The 16,537-nt window shown below is 62.8% G+C and carries 17 protein-coding genes; 5 read left to right on the forward strand and 12 right to left on the reverse strand.

All coding sequences use genetic code 11. The features are described 5' to 3' along the window. Positions 1-94: 94 nt before the first annotated feature. The gene (locus F506_RS15695; protein ID WP_053198927.1) at positions 95-1,690 is read left to right on the forward strand and encodes a sensor domain-containing diguanylate cyclase; all 1,596 of its coding nucleotides are present in this window, start codon (positions 95-97) and stop codon (positions 1,688-1,690) included. Positions 1,691-1,755: 65 nt separating this feature from the next. Here the strand turns inward: F506_RS15695 and F506_RS15700 are convergent, their stop codons facing one another. The 3 genes from F506_RS15700 to F506_RS23470 all read right to left on the reverse strand — a co-directional run bounded on the left by F506_RS15700 (position 1,756) and on the right by F506_RS23470 (position 2,646). After that, positions 1,756-1,989 (reverse strand): hypothetical protein, encoded by a 234-nt coding sequence (locus F506_RS15700; RefSeq protein WP_053198928.1) that lies wholly within the window; start codon positions 1,987-1,989, stop codon positions 1,756-1,758. 51 nt (positions 1,990-2,040) lie between these two features. Further along, positions 2,041-2,280 (reverse strand): DUF6139 family protein, encoded by a 240-nt coding sequence (locus F506_RS15705; protein ID WP_235471173.1) that lies wholly within the window; start codon positions 2,278-2,280, stop codon positions 2,041-2,043. A gap of 138 nt (positions 2,281-2,418) precedes the next feature. Beyond that, the gene (locus F506_RS23470; RefSeq protein ID WP_162490552.1) at positions 2,419-2,646 is read right to left on the reverse strand and encodes a hypothetical protein; all 228 of its coding nucleotides are present in this window, start codon (positions 2,644-2,646) and stop codon (positions 2,419-2,421) included. Here F506_RS23470 and F506_RS15710 point away from each other — a divergent pair. From F506_RS15710 to F506_RS15725, 4 genes are all read left to right on the forward strand, one after another. After that, complete coding sequence (locus tag F506_RS15710) at positions 2,645-3,529, forward strand: LysR family transcriptional regulator (RefSeq protein WP_235471174.1); 885 nt, start codon at positions 2,645-2,647, stop codon at positions 3,527-3,529. The two genes, F506_RS23470 and F506_RS15710, sit on opposite strands and share 2 nt — an antisense overlap. Before the next feature lie 159 nt (positions 3,530-3,688). Next, positions 3,689-4,156 carry a (2Fe-2S)-binding protein gene (locus F506_RS15715; RefSeq protein ID WP_053198934.1) on the forward strand — a complete coding sequence of 156 codons (468 nt, stop codon included), beginning with the start codon at positions 3,689-3,691 and terminating at the stop codon, positions 4,154-4,156. After that, positions 4,153-6,444 carry a xanthine dehydrogenase family protein molybdopterin-binding subunit gene (locus tag F506_RS15720; RefSeq protein WP_053198935.1) on the forward strand — a complete coding sequence of 764 codons (2,292 nt, stop codon included), beginning with the start codon at positions 4,153-4,155 and terminating at the stop codon, positions 6,442-6,444. Before F506_RS15715 ends, F506_RS15720 begins: the two co-directional genes overlap by 4 nt. A gap of 25 nt (positions 6,445-6,469) precedes the next feature. After that, positions 6,470-7,510, forward strand: a complete 1,041-nt coding sequence (locus F506_RS15725; RefSeq protein WP_053198937.1) for an XdhC family protein — start codon at positions 6,470-6,472, stop codon at positions 7,508-7,510. Between the two features lie 12 nt (positions 7,511-7,522). On the opposite strand, the gene F506_RS15730 is transcribed toward F506_RS15725, so the two are convergent. The 9 genes from F506_RS15730 to mdcC all read right to left on the reverse strand — a co-directional run bounded on the left by F506_RS15730 (position 7,523) and on the right by mdcC (position 16,537). Next, entirely contained in the window at positions 7,523-8,113 is a 591-nt protein-coding gene (locus tag F506_RS15730) for a nucleotidyltransferase family protein (RefSeq protein WP_235471175.1), read from the reverse strand. A 67-nt stretch (positions 8,114-8,180) separates the two neighbouring features. Beyond that, complete coding sequence (locus F506_RS15735) at positions 8,181-10,283, reverse strand: putative bifunctional diguanylate cyclase/phosphodiesterase (protein WP_053198941.1); 2,103 nt, start codon at positions 10,281-10,283, stop codon at positions 8,181-8,183. A 122-nt stretch (positions 10,284-10,405) separates the two neighbouring features. Further along, positions 10,406-11,755, reverse strand: coding sequence for an ATP-binding protein (locus tag F506_RS15740; protein ID WP_053198943.1), 1,350 nt, complete (start codon positions 11,753-11,755; stop codon positions 10,406-10,408). A 324-nt stretch (positions 11,756-12,079) separates the two neighbouring features. Further along, a complete protein-coding gene (locus tag F506_RS15745) occupies positions 12,080-13,012 on the reverse strand; it encodes an ACP S-malonyltransferase (RefSeq protein ID WP_053198946.1) in 933 nt (310 codons plus the stop codon). Further along, positions 13,009-13,896 (reverse strand): triphosphoribosyl-dephospho-CoA synthase MdcB, encoded by an 888-nt coding sequence (mdcB, locus tag F506_RS15750; protein ID WP_235471557.1) that lies wholly within the window; start codon positions 13,894-13,896, stop codon positions 13,009-13,011. The genes F506_RS15745 and mdcB overlap by 4 nt, the downstream gene beginning before the upstream one ends. A 41-nt stretch (positions 13,897-13,937) precedes the next feature. Then, a complete protein-coding gene (mdcG, locus tag F506_RS15755; protein WP_053198947.1) occupies positions 13,938-14,630 on the reverse strand; it encodes a malonate decarboxylase holo-[acyl-carrier-protein] synthase in 693 nt (230 codons plus the stop codon). Beyond that, positions 14,614-15,330 (reverse strand): biotin-independent malonate decarboxylase subunit gamma, encoded by a 717-nt coding sequence (mdcE, locus tag F506_RS15760; protein ID WP_053198948.1) that lies wholly within the window; start codon positions 15,328-15,330, stop codon positions 14,614-14,616. Before mdcE ends, mdcG begins: the two co-directional genes overlap by 17 nt. Beyond that, positions 15,327-16,229, reverse strand: coding sequence for a biotin-independent malonate decarboxylase subunit beta (locus F506_RS15765; protein WP_053198950.1), 903 nt, complete (start codon positions 16,227-16,229; stop codon positions 15,327-15,329). The genes mdcE and F506_RS15765 overlap by 4 nt, the downstream gene beginning before the upstream one ends. Continuing rightward, a complete protein-coding gene (mdcC, locus tag F506_RS15770; protein ID WP_053198952.1) occupies positions 16,226-16,537 on the reverse strand; it encodes a malonate decarboxylase acyl carrier protein in 312 nt (103 codons plus the stop codon). The genes F506_RS15765 and mdcC overlap by 4 nt, the downstream gene beginning before the upstream one ends.

Consider the following 16,537-nt stretch of genomic DNA (forward strand, 5'->3'; position numbering starts at 1 on the left):
CGACGAGAATAACAATTACATTCCACCACGCCAGCCACCCCGTAGTTATATTTCAGCGATAGCCGTTCCCGGAACGACAATGGAATCGAAATAAATGACTACCGAAGAAGTGCCCGACATCCCTCCCGACGTGCCGGAGCTTGGAGAGACGCCTGCCGTGGCGCGCTCAAGGCGCGTCAACGTGCGTATTTTTGCATCGGTCTTCGTCGGCCTGGTCTGTCTTTCCATCCTGATCCTGCACATTTCCTTCGCCTGGAACGTCCGCATCAAGGACCTCGACGACGCCCAGATCTCCACCGCCAACCTGTCGCGCGCGCTGGCCGAACACGCCCAGGCGACGCTGATCTCGGCCGACTCCGTGCTGTTCGGCATGGTGCAGCGCCTGGAAGTCGAAGGCATGGACCGCGATTCGCTTGCGCGCCTGTATCCGCTGCTGGCGTCTTACGTCAAGGAACTGCCGCAGATTCAGGGCTTGTTCGTCTATGACGAGAGCGGCAAGTGGATGGTCAATTCCATGGACGATTCGCCGTGGATGCTCAATAACGCCGACCGCGAATACTTCATCTACCACATGACCCATGAAGATCGCGCACCGCACGTCGGCGAACCGGTGAAGAGCCGTTCCAGCGGCGATTGGATCATTCCGCTGTCGCGACGCATCAATCATCCCGACGGCAGCTTCGCCGGCGTGGTGCTGGCCACGGTGGAAGTGGAATACTTCCTCAAGTTCTATCGCAGTTTCGATATCGGCAAGCACGGCGAGATCCTGCTGGCGACACAGCCCGGCATCCTGCTCGCAAAATGGCCGAGCTCCGGCGAAATCTTCGGCCAGAACATCAGCAACAGCAACATCGTCAGCGAGCACGCCTCGCGCAACAAGAATGGCATCGCCATCATTACTGCGGCCGACGGCGTCAAGCGTCTGCACAGCTACAAGCGCCTGGACAGGTATCCGCTATTCGTCACCGCCGCCCTGTCCTATGACGAAGTACTGGCAAGCTGGCGCACCGAGACGCTGATGCAATCGGTCGGCGTGCTGATCCTGGTCGCCATGCTGGCGTGGATGGGAAAGCGCCTTGTCAATCAAATCAAACTGCGCGCGCAGGCCCAGCAAAAGCTGCTGTCCGCGCGTGAAAAGCTGGTGGAGATGAACAAGACCCTGCAAAAGATGGCGCTGGAAGACGGCCTCACCGGCGTCGCCAACCGGCGCCAGTTCGACGTCACGCTGGCCAATGAATTCAACCGCGCCAAGCGCGAACGCCAGTCGCTGGGACTGTTGATGATCGATGTCGATCATTTCAAGAAGTACAACGACACCTACGGCCATCCGGCCGGTGACGTCTGCCTGCAAAAGATCGGCAAGCTGATCAAGATGAATCGCCCGGGGGATCTGTCAGCGCGCTACGGCGGCGAGGAGTTCGCCATCCTGCTGCCCAACACCGATCTCAAGGGGGCCATCAGCGTGGCCGAAAAAATCTGCGCCGATGTGCGCGCACTCAACATCCCGCACGGCAAAAATCCCACCGGCATCGTCACAGTCAGCGTTGGCGCACAGGCGACGGTGCCGACCAAGACCTGCAACCTGCTGGATCTGGTCAGTGCCGCGGACAAGGCGCTCTACACAGCCAAGGCGCGCGGTCGCAACCAGGTTTGCAGCGCCGACGACGACATCCCGGCCGCCTGCCTTTGAACCGGGATGATGTCGCCATTGCTGCGCCGTGATGCTAACTCCAGAATTGATTCCTGAATGGGTACTCAGCGATGCTCAAGCATCGCTACCGCCGCTTTGCGCGCCTCCTGTTCCGCCGATTTCTCATCGGGGAACACGGTGTCGATCAGCACGCGCTGCGACGGGAACACGGGGTTGCGATGCATGGGATTGGTTGACGGCCCGAAGATAGCCACATTGGCTGCCCAGTCGCCATTGTCGGCTGGCAGTTTGACGCCTGAATACTCGACTTCATAGTCGCCCAGCTGTTCGATCGGCATGATGGTCTCCTTTGCGTGGCCGTTGCTTTGTTCCGACGAGCGTGTTTTAGATTAGTGGACGTTGCCATCCTTGGTGCGGTCGTTCAGGTGGCTGATGGCGTAACCCTTTTCACCGATTTGCTGGAAGGCGTCATCGGGTTCGAGGGTGAAATGCGTCTTGCCGGTACGCTCGAAATCGACGTCCAGCTCATGCACCAGCCACTCGGTGCTGGCCACTTCCTGAGGCAGGGGCTGTTCATGCGGCACCACGAGGTACGAACAGAGATCGTTTTCTTCGGTCCTTTTGTACACATCCACTTTCATTGTTTCTCCCTTGCCGGTTTGCCAAGCATTATCGGATGAATCCCACATAAAACACGGGCATTTTGCCGTATTCTTCCTGTGGGACTGGGGTAAAAATCATTAGTTCAACCCCATTTTCCCCGTGTTTCACCCCCTCTTTTCGGTGAGTTTTTCGGTAAGTCCTGCGCGCTGCCCCCCCCTTCTTTCACCATAGAACATTTGCGCCGATTTATCTGCCCGCGCCGCAGATTCCTGATTGTGGAATAATGCCGGCATCGCCAGACGCCCCGCTTGCAGCATGCAATCGAGTGCGCTCCAGCCGGCAACAAGGGAGAATAAACTGAACCGCATCGAGCAACTGAGGATTTTTTGCATGGCTGCGGAAAGCGCCAATTTCCGCGAGGCGGCGGTGCGCATGGGCATCTCTCCGCAGGTCGTTACGCGCGCCGTCAAGGAGCTGGAGGCGGCCTTCGGCGAATTGCTGTTCCACCGCAACACGCGCCAGGTGCGCATCACCGCCTTCGGCGAACGGCTCATGCATCGCGCGCGATTGTCGATCAACGCGCTCGATGATTTGTTTCTCGACAACAACCATCGCAACGACGACGCCCTCAGCGGCACCGTGCGCATCACCGCGCCGAGCACGCTGGCCCACACCTATCTGGTGCCCGTGCTCAACCAGATCGCTCTGCGGCATCCCGATATCACGCTGGACCTGCGCTTGTCCGAAATCATCACCGACGCGGTTGACGACAAGATCGACATCGGCATCCGCATCGGTTTCCTGCGCGACAGCCGCTACGTTGCACGCTCGGTAGCCAAGGTGGCCTTCTTCGTCTGCGCCAGTCCCGAACTGATCGCGCGCCACGGTGCGCCGACCACGCTGGACGAACTGGTGCAGCGCCCCATGAGCGCGATGGTGGATCGCAACACCGGCCGGTTGTGGCCCTGGTATTTCGCCCAGGGACAGCAGCTGGGGCCGCGCCTGCCCGCCTTCGTCACCGACGATCCGCAGGTCGAACGCCGTGCCGTCCTCGACGGCATCGCTTTCGGCCAACTGGGCGCTTTCATGGCTATGCCGCACCTGCGCGACGGCTCGCTGGTGACGGTGCTGCAGGATCTGGCGCCGGCCCCTTGGGATCTGTACGTCTACAGGCCGCAGCGCGGACCGGTGCCGGCGCGCGTACGGCTGGTGTTCGATGCGCTGGTGGAAACACTCTCGGCGTCAGATGACTTCCCACTGGCGCCGCCGACATAATTCCTGAAATTGGAATCGAGAATTCCAAATGCATCCATTTCGCTGCCGGACAATCATTGCGATACTCCGGCATCCCCCGGAATTTGCTGCTACATTGCCTGCAGCAGCGCCAGATTCCCTCATTAGGTATCCACCCAAGTCGGAAAGGTAAAAACAATAATGCCAACGCTCACCATCAACGGCAAACAGCACAACGTCGATTTGCCCGACGATACTCCCATCCTCTGGACCCTGCGCGACCAACTCGGCATGACCGGCACCAAATTCGGGTGCGGCATGGCCTTGTGCGGCGCCTGTACGGTGCACCTCGACGGCGAGCCGATCCGCTCCTGCATCACGCCGATCTCGGCTGCCGCCGGCAAGAAGATCACCACCATTGAAGCGATCGCCGAAGACAAGATCGGCAAGTCCGTGCAGGAAGCCTGGATGGCCCTGGGCGTGCCGCAGTGCGGTTACTGCCAGGCCGGCCAGATCATGTCCGCCACCGCGCTGCTGCGCGCGACACCCAATCCGAGCGACAAGGACATTGACGACGCCATGAGCGGCAACATTTGCCGCTGCGGCACTTACACCCGCATCAAGGCCGCAATCAAGCAGGCCGCGGCACAGAACGGAGGCGCCAAATGAGCGCCGTATTCAACGATATCCAGCTCAGCCGCCGCAGCTTGCTAAAAGGCATCGGCGCCCTCGCCGGCCTGGCGTTGACGGTCGGCGTGGATGGTGTGGTGATGGCCGCTGATGCGCCCAAGTTCGGTGGCGACGGCATGCCGGGCGGCCTCAAGGACAATGCCCTGCTGTTTGTTTCGATCGGCGCCGACGGTGTCGTCACCATCGTCGCCCATCGCTCCGAAATGGGCCAGGGCGTGCGCACCAGCCTGCCCATGGTGGTCGCCGATGAACTGGATGCCGACTGGGGCCGCGTGCGCGTGGTGCAGGCGCAAGGCGACCAGGAAAAATACGGCAACCAGAACACCGACGGTTCGCGCAGCATGCGCCACTCCTTCGGTCCGATGCGCCAGGTCGGCGCCACCGCGCGCCTGATGCTGGAGACCGCCGCGGCCGCGCGCTGGAAGGTGCCGGCCGCCGAAGTCGAAGCGAAGAATCATGAACTGATCCACAAGCCCAGCGGCCGCAAGCTGGGCTACGGCGATGTCGCCGCCGACGCGGCCAAACTGCCGCTGCCTGCGCGTGAAAGCGTCAGGCTCAAGACGCCGCAGCAATTCCGCTACATCGGCAAGGACAGCACGCGCGGCATCGATCTGCACGATATCGTCACCGGCAACACCCAATATGGCATCGACACGCGCCTCGACGGCATGGTCTACGCCGTCATCGCACGTCCGCCGGTCTACGGCGGCAAGCTGGCCACCGTAGACAGCAGCGAGGCGCTCAAGGTCCCCGGCGTGATCCGCGTGGTCGAACTCAAGGGCAGTCCGCCGCCGGCGCTGTTCAACCCGCTCGGCGGCGTGGCCGTGATTGCGCGCAATACCTGGGCCGCCATCAAGGGCCGTGAAGCGCTCAAGCTGACCTGGGACAACGGCCCCAACGCCTCCTACGATTCGGCCGAATTCCGCAAGACCATGGAAGCCGCCGCGCGCCAACCGGCCAAGGCCGTGCGCAATACCGGCGACGCCATGGCCGTGCTGGCAAAAGCGCCGCGCCGCATCGAAGCCGAGTATTACCTGCCGCATATCGCCCACGCCACGATGGAACCGCCTGCGGCCGTGGCGCGCATCACCGGCGGCAAATGCGAAGTCTGGGCTTGCGTGCAGGCGCCGCAGGCCACGCGTGAAACCGTGGCCGGCCATCTCGGCCTGAAACAGGAAGACGTCACCGTCAATGTCACCTTGCTGGGCGGCGGTTTCGGCCGCAAGTCCAAGCCCGACTTCGCTGCCGAAGCGGCCCTGCTGTCCAAGGCCATGAACGGCGCCCCGGTCAAGGTCACCTGGACGCGTGAAGACGACATCCATCACGATTACTTCCACACCGTGTCGGTGGAGCGCCTGGAAGCCGGTCTCGATGCCAACGGCAAGGTCAGCGCCTGGCTGCACCGCACTACCGCTCCGACCATCGCCTCGATCTTCGCCGCCGGCGCCAAGGGCGAAGCGCCGTTCGAGCTGGCGATGTCGGCGGTGAACATTCCTTATGCGATTCCCAACATGCGCGTGGAAGCACCGGAAGTCGACGCGCACACCCGCATCGGCTGGTTTCGCTCGGTATCGAACATTCCGCATGCGTTCGCTGTCCAATCCTTCAGCGCCGAACTGGCGGCGGCGGCCAAGCGCGATCATCGCGACTATCTGCTCGAACTGATCGGTCCGGCGCGCAAGATCAATCCGTCCGAGATGGCCGACGGCTGGAACTACGGCGAGTCGCCCGAACGTTATCCGCTCGACACCGGCCGCCTGCGCGGCGTGATCGAACTGGCAACATCCAAAGCCGGCTGGGGCCGCAAATTGCCCAAGGGCCGCGGCCTCGGACTGGCGGTGTGCTACAGCTTCGTGACCTACATCGCCGCCGTGGTCGAAGTCGAGGTGAACGATGAGGGCGAAGTGAAGATACCGCGCGTCGACATCGCGGTCGATTGCGGTCCCTCGATCAATCCGGACCGCATCCGTTCGCAAGTCGAAGGCGCCTGCATTATGGGCATCAGCCTGGCGATGACCGGAGAGATCTCGTTCAAGAACGGTGCCGTGGAGCAAAGCAATTTCCACGACTACGAAGTATTGCGCGCGTTTGCGGCGCCCGCGAAGATCGACGTGCACATCGTGCCGCACGCGCTCGACGTACCGCTGGGCGGCGTCGGCGAGCCGGCCACGCCGACGATTGCGCCGGCGCTGTGCAATGCGATCTTCGCCGCCACCGGCAAGCGCATCCGCCAGTTGCCGATTCGCGAGCAGCTCAAGAAGGCATAAAGCAAGAAGGAAGGAAAACCCGCACATGGAATCCATCGACTTCGACGTCCTCAACACCGCCCTCACCTGGCACGAGCAAGGCCATCGCGTCCTGCTCGGCACCGTTACCCACACCTGGGGGTCGGCGCCACGTCCGGTGGGGTCGATGATGGCGATTCGCGGCGACGGCCATGTGCGCGGTTCGGTCTCGGGCGGCTGCGTCGAGGATGATCTGATCCGCCGCATCCAGGACGGCGAACTGGACCGGACGCTGCCGTTCGGGCTGACCTATGGCCTCACCGCAGATGAAGCGCACCGCTTCGGCCTGCCCTGCGGCGGCACGCTGGAAATCATGATGGAGCCGGTATCCGCCCAGTCGCGCATCGGCGAATTGCTGACCGCCGTGCGCCAGGGCCTGCGCGTCACGCGCACGCTCGACCTCGACACCGGCGCCGCCACCATCGCCACCGACAGCGAGGCGCGCCAGACCGTGCTGCAGGGTCGCAAGCTGATTGCGCCCTACGGCCCACGCTTTCGCCTGATCATCATCGGCGCCGCGCAGATGTCGCGCTACGTCGCGCAGTTTGCGCTGGCGCTTGACTACCAGGTCATCGTCTGCGATCCGCGCGAAGAGTACCTGCAGGAATGGGACATCCCCGGCGTGGAACTGTCCGGAGAAATGCCCGACGACCTGCTGATGCGTTTGCAGCTCGACGCCAACAGCGCGGTGGTCACGCTGACCCACGATCCCAAGCTGGATGACATGGCCCTGATTGAAGCGCTCAAGTCGCCGGCCTTCTATATCGGCGCGATCGGTTCGCGCACCAACAACATCAAGCGGCGCGAGCGGCTGGCGCTGTTCGACATCAGCTCGGCCGAGATCGACAAGCTGCACGGTCCGGTCGGCCTGTTCCTGGGGGCGCGCACGCCACCCGAGATCGCCATCGCCATCCTCGCCGAAATGACCGCCATCCGCAACGGCGTGACCATCTCGCAGACGCATGCGGCGCGCACCGATCCCTTGCCCGAAGCGAGCGGAAACGGCGCCTCCGGCGGCAGTTGCGCCGTCGGCGAATTCAGCAAATAGATTTCAGGAAGTTCAGCGCGCTTCGAGGTCGGCGCGCGTGTCGATATCGCGGTGGATGCCGGGATCGTTGACCGGAATTTCATTGACTGGAAACTGCTGCAGCAAAGCCCGCGCACCGCGGTCGCCGCTCAATGCCAGCAAGCCGTCCAGGTGGCTGCGGCCGAAGGCGACCGGATTGCCGCGCTGGCCCAGATAGGCCGGTACGGCGATCTGCACGCCGTCTTTCAGCGCCGCCAGCAAACCGCGATGCGTTGCCGCCTGCACATACGGCATGTCGGCCAGCGCGATGATCCAGCCTGCGGCATCCTGCGCTTGCCGTATCCCGCACATCAGCGACGCGCTCATGCCCGTATCCGCGTCGTCGCAGCCGACCAGCTCGCAACCCGCATCAGCCAGCCGCCGCCCCAGTTCGCTATCGACATCACTGACCACGGCCAGTACCGGCAACACCTGCAACATGGCGCGCGCCGCAGCGACCGCAACCACGTCATCGCTGCCGGGCAACGGGGCCAGCAGCTTGTTACCGGTACCGGCGGGATCGAAACGAGTGCCTTTTCCTGCGGCCAGCAACAGGCCGCGGAAAGACTTCGAAGTGGAGTGCATGACGGAGTTCATTGGTTCCGAGTTCATGGGTTCCGATTATCCATCAAAACCGCAGCCGGTGCGGTTCTCACGAAAATGTCGAACGCGCCAGCAATAGCCGGGTGCATTCATCCACGGCCAGCGGCGTGCTGAAGTAATAGCCCTGCACCTTGTCGCAGCCGTTTTCCTTCATGATTTCGTACTGCACCAGGTCTTCGACGCCCTCGGCCAGCACTTCCAGATGCAGGCTGCGCGCCAGTGCAATCACGGCGCGGGCGATGGCAAGATCGTCGGCGTCGGTGCCGACATCGCGCACGAAGGAACGGTCGATCTTGAGCTGGTCGACCGGAAACCGTTTGAGGTAATTGAGATTGGAATAGCCGGTGCCGAAATCATCGATCGATAGCCGCACACCCATCGCCTTGAGCAGCTTCATGACCTCGATGCTTTTTTCGGGCGACTCCATGGAGGCGCTTTCGGTCAACTCCAGCTCCAGGCAATGCGAACTGAAACCGCTGTCGTCCAGCGCCTGGCGCACCATCGCCGCCAGGTTCTTCTGGGCGAACTGTTTGGCCGACAGGTTGACCGCCATGGTCAGCCCGTGCACGCCCAGATCATGCCAGCGCTGCGCCTGTTCGCAGGCGGTACGCAATACCCATTCGCCGATTGGCACGATCAGTCCGGTTTCTTCCGCCAGCGGGATAAACTCCATCGGCGAGATCATGCCTTTTTCCGGATGCTGCCAGCGCAGCAACGCCTCGACGCCGACGATCTTGCCGCTTTGCAGCGACACCTGCGGCTGATAGTGCAGCAACATTTCCTTCTTCCGCACCGCGTGGCGCAGGTGTGACGCCATCTGCAGGCGATGGCTGACCTGGCCGTTGAGCGCCGGGGTATAGAACTGGAAGCGCTCCAGCACATTTTCCATGGCGCGGTGCATCGCGACCTCGGCGGCTTGCAGCAAGGCGTCGCCGCTGTCGCCATCGTTCGGATAAATGGTCACGCCGATGTTCGATTCGAGATAGACGCCTTCGTGGCCGTCGACGAGATACGGCAAGTCGAGCACGTCGATTATTTCCTGCACCGCCATGGCGATCTGATCCTGCTCCGGCACGTGCAACACCATGGCGAAACTGGTGTCGCCGAAACGCGCCAGGGTGGCATCACGCTGCATTAATCCGGCGAGCCTGCGGCTGGCCTCCACCAGCGCGTCCTCACTCAGCTGCAGACCGAGTCCCTCGCGCACGGCGATCGCGCCGCGCACGCCGATCAGGATCACCGCCAGCAGTCCGGGCCGGCGCTCGCGCTCAACGCGCGCGATGCCTTGCTCAAGCCGGTCGCGCAGCAGGCTGCGATTGGGCAGGCCGGTCAGGACATCGTAGTTGCTGAGCCGGTGGACGCGGTCTTCCGCCTGACGCCACTGCGTGATGTCGATGCCGCTGCAGACATAGTTGAGCGCGGAGCCGTGGTCTTCCTGCAGAAAGGTGGTGAGCCACAGTATCTCGCGCCGCTCGCCGCCTGCGGTAAGCCAGCGACTCTGGTATTGCAGCGGCTGCGTCTGCACATGCCAATTGATGAATTGATTGCGCACCGGTTCGCGTTCTTCGGCCGGAAAGAAAACATCCCAGAAATACTTGCCCTGCACTTGCGACAGTGTGTAGCCGGTAGTGCGCTCGGCCGCCTGGTTGAAGCGCACGATGCGGCCCTCCTTGTCCAGCACCAGTCCCAACGCACCTGTCGTGTCGAAAATGGCGGACAGCAAATTGCGTTCGGCCTGCAGCGCTTGTTCCATCTTGTTGCGGATCTGGTGCTGGTGCGCCTCCTGCAGCGCGCGTTCAACCGCCGAAGGCAGGCGCGCCAGATTGGACTTGAGCACGTAGTCGTAGGCGCCCTGCTTGAGCGCCTTGATCGCGCGCTCTTCGCCCATGGTGCCGGAGACGAACAGGAACGGCGTGTCGGGCGCGGTTTGCTGCACGATTTGCAGCGCCGACATGCCGTCGAAATCGGGCAGGGAAAAATCGCCGAGCACGATATCGGGCCGGTAGCGGCTCAAGGCATCGACGAAAGCGTCTTCCGTATCCACTTGCTGGACATCGCATGCGATACCGGCACGCGTCAGCTCGTAGCGCGCCAGTTCAACGTCCCCGGGATCGTCTTCCACCATGAGTATCTTCAGCGTGTTTCTTCTCATCCCCGTCCCCGATTCTTTTTTAAGGTACCGGCACTTTGTTGATGAACTTCCTCCTTTGCAACGCGCGCAGCAATAATTCGGCGTCGCAGGGATTGTCTTCCACCAGCAGGATGTCGATCTTTTCAAAGCGGTCCATGCGTCTGCTCCCCCGTTGCTGCAGGCAAGGTGAAATGGAATGCCGCGCCTTCGCCGACCACACCCTCGGCCCAGACGCGACCGCCGTGGCGCGTGACGATGCGGTGCACGATCGCCAGGCCGACGCCGGTGCCTTCGAATTCGCTTGCGCGGTGCAGGCGCTGGAACACGCCGAACAGCTTGTTGTAGTAGCGCATGTCGAATCCGGCGCCGTTGTCGCGCACGGTGTAGATCAGCATGCCGTCGGCCAGCTCGGCGCTGACGTCGATCAGTATCTGCTCGCGCCTGGCGCTGAATTTGAGCGCGTTCGCCAGCAGATTGATCCACACCTGCCTGATCAGCGTGATGTCGCCTTCGACTGCCGGCAGGTCGCCCAGCCGCAAGGTGGCCGGCGACGTTGCCGCGCTGGCGGCGTCGTCGAAACAGGCCTGCGCCATCGCGGCCATGTCCAGATGGCCGTAGTTGAGTTCCTTGCGGCCGAGGCGTGAAAACTCCAGCAATTCATCGATCAGCCGTCCCATGTTGCGCGTGTTGTTGCGGATCACCTGCAGCTTGCGCAAGCCCTCTTCATCGAGCTGATCGGCGGCATCTTCCTCCAGCATGCGCGCAAAGCCGTCCACCGCGCGCAGCGGGGCGCGCAGGTCATGCGAGACCGAATAGCTGAAGCTTTCCAGCTCCTTGTTGCTGGCCTCGAGCTTCTCGATGTTGCGCTGCAATTGGCGCGTCAGTTCACGGTTCGCATCTTCAAGCTGGTTGCGCGCAAGGATCTCAAGTTTCAGCGCGCGGTTCAGTGCATGCAAGTGCCGGAAACCGGCGATCACGTCACCGCTCGGCGCCGGCACTTCATGTTCCTGGGCGTTGCCTTGCTCCCGCAGCTGGTCGCTCAGCCGGCCCAGTTCATGCCGCTCTTTCTTGAGCTGCACGTAGGAGGTAATGTCTTCGGCGCGATGCATGATGTAGCGGACAGCGCCATCCTTGCCGAACACGGGGAAATTGGACGGGCTCCAGTAACGGGTTTCGAACCCCTTGCCGTCGGGATAGGGCACATCGTATTTCTGCATCGCCATCGCATGAGGCGCCTTGGTCGCCAGCACCCGCTCGAGCGAACTGCGCAGATTGGCCACGCCGTCGGCAGCCGGATCGTCGGGATTGTCGGGAAACACATCGAACAGATGGCGACCGACGATTTGTTCTCGCCTGGTCAGTGTCGCCTGCGAGTACGCATCGCTCACGGCGATGATGGTGAAGTCGGGCAGCAAGACCAGGAACAGCCCCGGCACCGATTCGAACAACAGTTGGAAATCCGTAATCTCCTTCTCGGAGACCTGTGAGTTCATCGTTTTTATCCGTACGAAAGATGCGTCAATGAGTCACGTCTTTTCGCCCCCGCTGCGGTCTTGCAAGTTTGTCAGTTTTGGGAAGCGAAGCGCCATCCGGGACAATCGCCATTACCAATATGGCAATGTTATTTTTATGATTGTTATTAAGGTAATGGACGAGTCCAATGTACCTAATTGATAGTTACATTTCAAGCGTACGTTCGCGTTTTGATGAGCAATGTGCAAACCTTGTCTTTTAGTCAACCAAGGTCTGCGTAGTAGGTTGGAAAGCTGCCTGGGATGGGCGCTTGCGGGTGACGATCTTGTGCGTCGCGGCGTGATTCAGTCGAGCCGGCTACGTAACCAGTTCACTACCCCCGCAAGACTGCGGAAGTCGGAAACCGAGCGGCATTCGATGTGGGGATGGCGTTCACGCAGCATGCGCGAGAGGGCCGAACCGGGCCCCAGTTCGAGCGCGACGCCGACGCCGCGTTCAGCGCAGGCGTCCATGCAGGACGACCAGCGTATCGTGTGCGTCAGCTGCTGCGCAAGCGTGCGGCGTGCCGACGGAATGTCATGAATTTCCAATCCCGACACTCCCGCCAGCACTGCGCAGGCAGGTTCGCGAAAATCCAATGCGTCCAGCGCTGCCGTGAACGGCGACAGCGCAGATTCCATCAGCGGCGTGTGCGACGCGATGCCGACCGGCAAAATTCCCGTCCTGGCGCCAAGACCTTCCAGTTCATTTGCCGCAGCCAGCAAGTCGTCGCTGCGACCGCCGGCGATGAGCGTATCGAAACCGGTGACGATCGCCACGAATGCGCCATGACGCCGCAACAGCTCCTCCACTTCGCCGGCCTCGACACCACCGACCGACATCAGGCCCTGATGCGGCGCTTGTGCCAGACTGGCATCCATGTACGCGGCACGCGCCGCAGCGAGATCGATAGCCTCGTTATCCGTAAGCGCGCCGGCGACGCCGTAGGCAGTCAGCTCGCCGATGCTGTAACCGGCAACCAGTGCAGGCGGCGGCAGCTCGTCGCGCAAAACACGCCAGGCCGCCAGGCCGGTCGCCACAATCAGCGGCTGTGCGTAGCGGTTGGCGAACAGCAATTGCGGATCGTGCAGAATCTCGTCGAGGGGACGGTCGAACCGGGTAGCGAGAACTTGCTCGCGCAGGATGTCCTGGCCTCGTGTATCGGCGCGCAGCAGATCGAACATCGCGGGATGCTGACCGCCCTGTCCCGGACAAAGAACGGCGAATCCTTGGCTCATGCCGCGAGCTCGCCACCGCACGCCGCGTGGATCAGGCAAGCCGCCGCCAGCAGATCGGCGGCGCCGCCGGGCGACAGGCGGTGCTCGACAAATTCATGATGAATCGCCTCCGCTCGCGCCTGCCATGCCCCATCAGAAGTGCCCCCTTGCGCCAGGAAATCGCGACTGCGTTGCTGCACCAGGGCCGCACCGGCAGCGCCGCCGCGGTGATAGACGTTGGTATCGCTGACATGCGCCATCAGGGCAAACAAGGCGTCGGTCTTGGCGCAATGCCAGTCGCGCCCGGCCGCAAGCGTGGCCTGCAATTGCGGCAAGGCGATCTCGAATACGGAAGGAAAACCGAGCGCCCCTTCTTCCCGCGCACCGCCAACGGCGTGACGCGCGGCGACACGCAAGCCGTGGCTGGCGGGTTCTTCACGACCGCCCTTTGAATTGGTGTGTCCCGTCAACGCATCGCCCCAACGGATCAGCAGGGTCGCGCGAATCGCTTGCGGCGACAACATCATTTCCTGGCCGCGACAGCAGGCAATCGACGCGCTCAGCATGCCCAGGCAAAAGATCGCGCCGCGATGCGTATTGATGCCGCCGGTCGCCCTGAGCATGCGCTGCTCGGCTTCGATGCCAAGGCGCTTGAGTTCGGTGAAGGACGCGCCCGCCATGCCGGCGGTGGCGATATCGGAAAAATAACGGCGCAGCGAAAACAGGCTGCGCATGAAAGTCGAGGCATCCATGTCATCGTGGCTGCCCTTGTCGACCGGCGAGACCAGGCCCGGTTTGGGATACAGCGTCAGTTCCTGATGCAGGCTGCGCAACGCCATGCGCGCGAGCTCACGGCAGAAAGCTTGCTGCCGGCGCTGGCGGCGGCGCCGTTCGGTGTAATGCATCGCCACCGGCAAGCGCATGGCGGGCAAGGTAACGAGGTGATCTACGCCGCGCACGCGTGCTCCTCCAGTGCGGCCAGCAATTCATCCACCCGCTGCAAGGCAACGCCGCTGCCGTGCTTGACCAGCACGCGGTTGTCGGACCTGCCGCAGGCTTGCGCCCATTCTTTCCATGCCACCGCATGGCCGGAGGGGAAGGCAATCTCGCCATCCAGCGGCAAGCGCAGGGCGTGCCGCTGCAGCAAGGACACGCCATGCTCCAGTTGCAACCTGTCCTGCGGTGAAAACAGCACGTCGATATCCGACGCCGGGCGCAAATAGGAAAGTCCGGTGAGCGCCTGCAAAGCCAGCGAACCGTACACGCGAATCGTCAGTCCTTGCGCCGCGATCTGGTCATGCATGACGCGCAGATCATCCCGCCATTGCGATCCGGCATGTTCGATAACATCGGCAATCTCCAGCGGCGCACGCATCTCCCGCACGCCCTGCAGGGCGACGCGCAAGGCCACGCGCAATTTGACGCCGTCCCGATCAGGCGGCAAGGCAATGCCGAGACAGATCTCGCCGGATGCGCAATCGGCATCACGGCGACGGATCACCGCCGGCCAATCGTGCTGCCGCCAGCGCTGCACGGCGAAGCGATGTTCATCGGCCACGCGCGCGAGCGCATCGAGCCAACCGGCCTCGTTGAGCCAGGCCAGTCCGTGGCGGGCGGACAATTCAGAGCGGCTTGACATCGCTGCCGCTGACGATGGCGTCAACCACGCGCTGCGACCAGTTGCGGCCGCCGCGCTGCAAGCCGACCGCTGCGCGCCGGTCGGTATCTTCCGCCGTAGCCAGCGCTTGCGCCAATTGAACTGCCAGATCGCCATTCCAGATCTCGGCGACGCCACCCATGCGATGATAATTTTCAGGACCGGGAGCGAATACCGGGTTGCTCCTGGCCAATTCGACCAGGCGCTCTTCCGGCACCTTGGTGATGCGCGCCATCGCCGGCAAGCCCATCACGCGAATCGTCGCGTTCGGCAGCGCATAGCAGGCATCCGCCATCAGGCCGCTGGTGATGAAGCCGCCTGACAACGCCTGGTCATAGACCAGGCCGATGATCTTGTGGCCCTCGCGGCGCGCGAGGTCGATACATTTGCCGAGATGCGCCATGTAGCTGTTGATCCCGAGCATCTCGTCGCGGTGGCGCAGCCGCTGGCCTTGCGTGTCGACCAGGATGACGATGGCGCGGCCGGGGTGTTCGCGTACGGTATTCAGGATGGCCTGCGCCTGCGACAAGGCGATCTCGATGCCGATCGGCGTGTGGCCGGTGGTGCCGACGATGGCGACAACCTCGCCGTCGACCTGGGCCGTGCCGGACAGGAAGTCGGCTTTCTCGGTAATGCTGTGGCCTTGCGGGAATAGATCGTCCGCCAGTGTTTGCCAGCTCATGCTTGCCCCTTCACGCGATGCGGTTCCGCCAGTGCCGTGAACGCGGCGGCCTCCAGCATGGCGATGTCTTGCGGCTTGCCGATGCCGAGGCGCTGCCAGATTTCCAGCGGATCGGCGGCGTCGCCGAAGCGCGCAATGCGCTGCTCCAGCATGGCTTGCTCGGCTTCCAATGCCTGCAGGCTCAGCGCCGTCGGATTGTTCTTGAACGCCTTCAGCGCCTGCGTAGCGGCGGTCCGGAAGGCTGCGGTATCGTCGGCGACGATGCCGTGGCAATCGCCGAGCAGGTAGCGGTGCTTGCCGCCGGTAGTGCGCCAGACCAGCGCGCGATCGCGCGAGTCGAATTCTTCGACGCCGTTGGCGGTCTCGATGACTTCCGGTCCGGACATCGCCAGGCGTCCTTCTTCGGACATGATGATGGCGTTGGCGCAGCGCGCGACGATGCCCATGCCGCCGAAGCAGCCGTTGGACCCGCCCACCAGCACGATCACGGGAATGCCCGCTGCGCGCGTGTCCAGCACGGCGCGCATCACTTCGGAAACCGCGATCAGGCCGGCGTTGGCTTCGTGCAGACGCACACCGCCGGTTTCCAGCAACAGGAGGATGCCCTCGGCGCGTTCCTGCACCGCGCGCTTGAGCAGGCCGACCAGCTTGGCGCCGTGCACTTCGCCGACCGCGCCGCCCATGAAACCGCCCTCCTGCGCGACGGCGAATACCTTGGCGCCGTTGAGCGCACCGCGCCCCACCACGACGCCGTCGTCGAACGACACCGGCGCATCGAGCTGGCCCAGGTGCGGACTGACGATGCGTTTCGACGGCGGCAGGAATTCTTCGAAGCTGCCGGCGTCAAGCACCTGCGCGATGCGTTCGCGCGCGTTGGCTTCCAAATAGCTGGATGTCATTTTGCCTCCACAACAGATTCCACCGCCTGATCCAGACGCAAGCTGACCACTGCCGGCGTGGCGCCCATGTCGTTGATCGAGATACGCGTGTCGGCCAGTTGCCAGCGCTTGTTGAAGTCGCCGATGACGGCTTCCCAGATGGCGCCGAAACCGCGCGCCGCGGTTTTGATCTCGATGGCGCAACCGCCCTGCAGGTCGGCCGATTCGATCAGCACCTCGAGGTTGCCGGAACTGACTACGCCGACCAGCTCGGCCTTGGCGGAGAGCTTGCGGGTGCCGTTTTCAAAACGATAGTTCAAGGTTTCCAT

The sequence above is a fragment of the Herbaspirillum hiltneri N3 genome (assembly GCF_001267925.1).
Classification (GTDB): Bacteria; Pseudomonadota; Gammaproteobacteria; order Burkholderiales; family Burkholderiaceae_D; genus Herbaspirillum; species Herbaspirillum hiltneri.

Excerpts from the sequence above, each read along its gene's own strand:
- F506_RS15700 (WP_053198928.1), bottom strand. The coding sequence starts at position 1,989 with ATGCCGATCGAACAGCTGGGCGACTATGAAGTCGAGTATTCAGGCGTC.
- F506_RS15765 (WP_053198950.1), bottom strand. The coding sequence starts at position 16,229 with ATGACATCCAGCTATTTGGAAGCCAACGCGCGCGAACGCATCGCGCAG.
- F506_RS15695 (WP_053198927.1), top strand. The coding sequence starts at position 95 with ATGACTACCGAAGAAGTGCCCGACATCCCTCCCGACGTGCCGGAGCTT.
- F506_RS15720 (WP_053198935.1), top strand. The coding sequence starts at position 4,153 with ATGAGCGCCGTATTCAACGATATCCAGCTCAGCCGCCGCAGCTTGCTA.
- mdcC (WP_053198952.1), bottom strand. The coding sequence starts at position 16,537 with ATGGAAACCTTGAACTATCGTTTTGAAAACGGCACCCGCAAGCTCTCC.
- F506_RS15745 (WP_053198946.1), bottom strand. The coding sequence starts at position 13,012 with ATGAGCCAAGGATTCGCCGTTCTTTGTCCGGGACAGGGCGGTCAGCAT.
- F506_RS15730 (WP_235471175.1), bottom strand. The coding sequence starts at position 8,113 with ATGCACTCCACTTCGAAGTCTTTCCGCGGCCTGTTGCTGGCCGCAGGA.
- F506_RS15725 (WP_053198937.1), top strand. The coding sequence starts at position 6,470 with ATGGAATCCATCGACTTCGACGTCCTCAACACCGCCCTCACCTGGCAC.
- F506_RS15710 (WP_235471174.1), top strand. The coding sequence starts at position 2,645 with ATGGCTGCGGAAAGCGCCAATTTCCGCGAGGCGGCGGTGCGCATGGGC.
- mdcG (WP_053198947.1), bottom strand. The coding sequence starts at position 14,630 with ATGTCAAGCCGCTCTGAATTGTCCGCCCGCCACGGACTGGCCTGGCTC.
- F506_RS15715 (WP_053198934.1), top strand. The coding sequence starts at position 3,689 with ATGCCAACGCTCACCATCAACGGCAAACAGCACAACGTCGATTTGCCC.
- F506_RS23470 (WP_162490552.1), bottom strand. The coding sequence starts at position 2,646 with ATGCAAAAAATCCTCAGTTGCTCGATGCGGTTCAGTTTATTCTCCCTT.
- F506_RS15735 (WP_053198941.1), bottom strand. The coding sequence starts at position 10,283 with ATGAGAAGAAACACGCTGAAGATACTCATGGTGGAAGACGATCCCGGG.
- mdcB (WP_235471557.1), bottom strand. The coding sequence starts at position 13,896 with ATGCATTACACCGAACGGCGCCGCCGCCAGCGCCGGCAGCAAGCTTTC.
- F506_RS15740 (WP_053198943.1), bottom strand. The coding sequence starts at position 11,755 with ATGAACTCACAGGTCTCCGAGAAGGAGATTACGGATTTCCAACTGTTG.
- mdcE (WP_053198948.1), bottom strand. The coding sequence starts at position 15,330 with ATGAGCTGGCAAACACTGGCGGACGATCTATTCCCGCAAGGCCACAGC.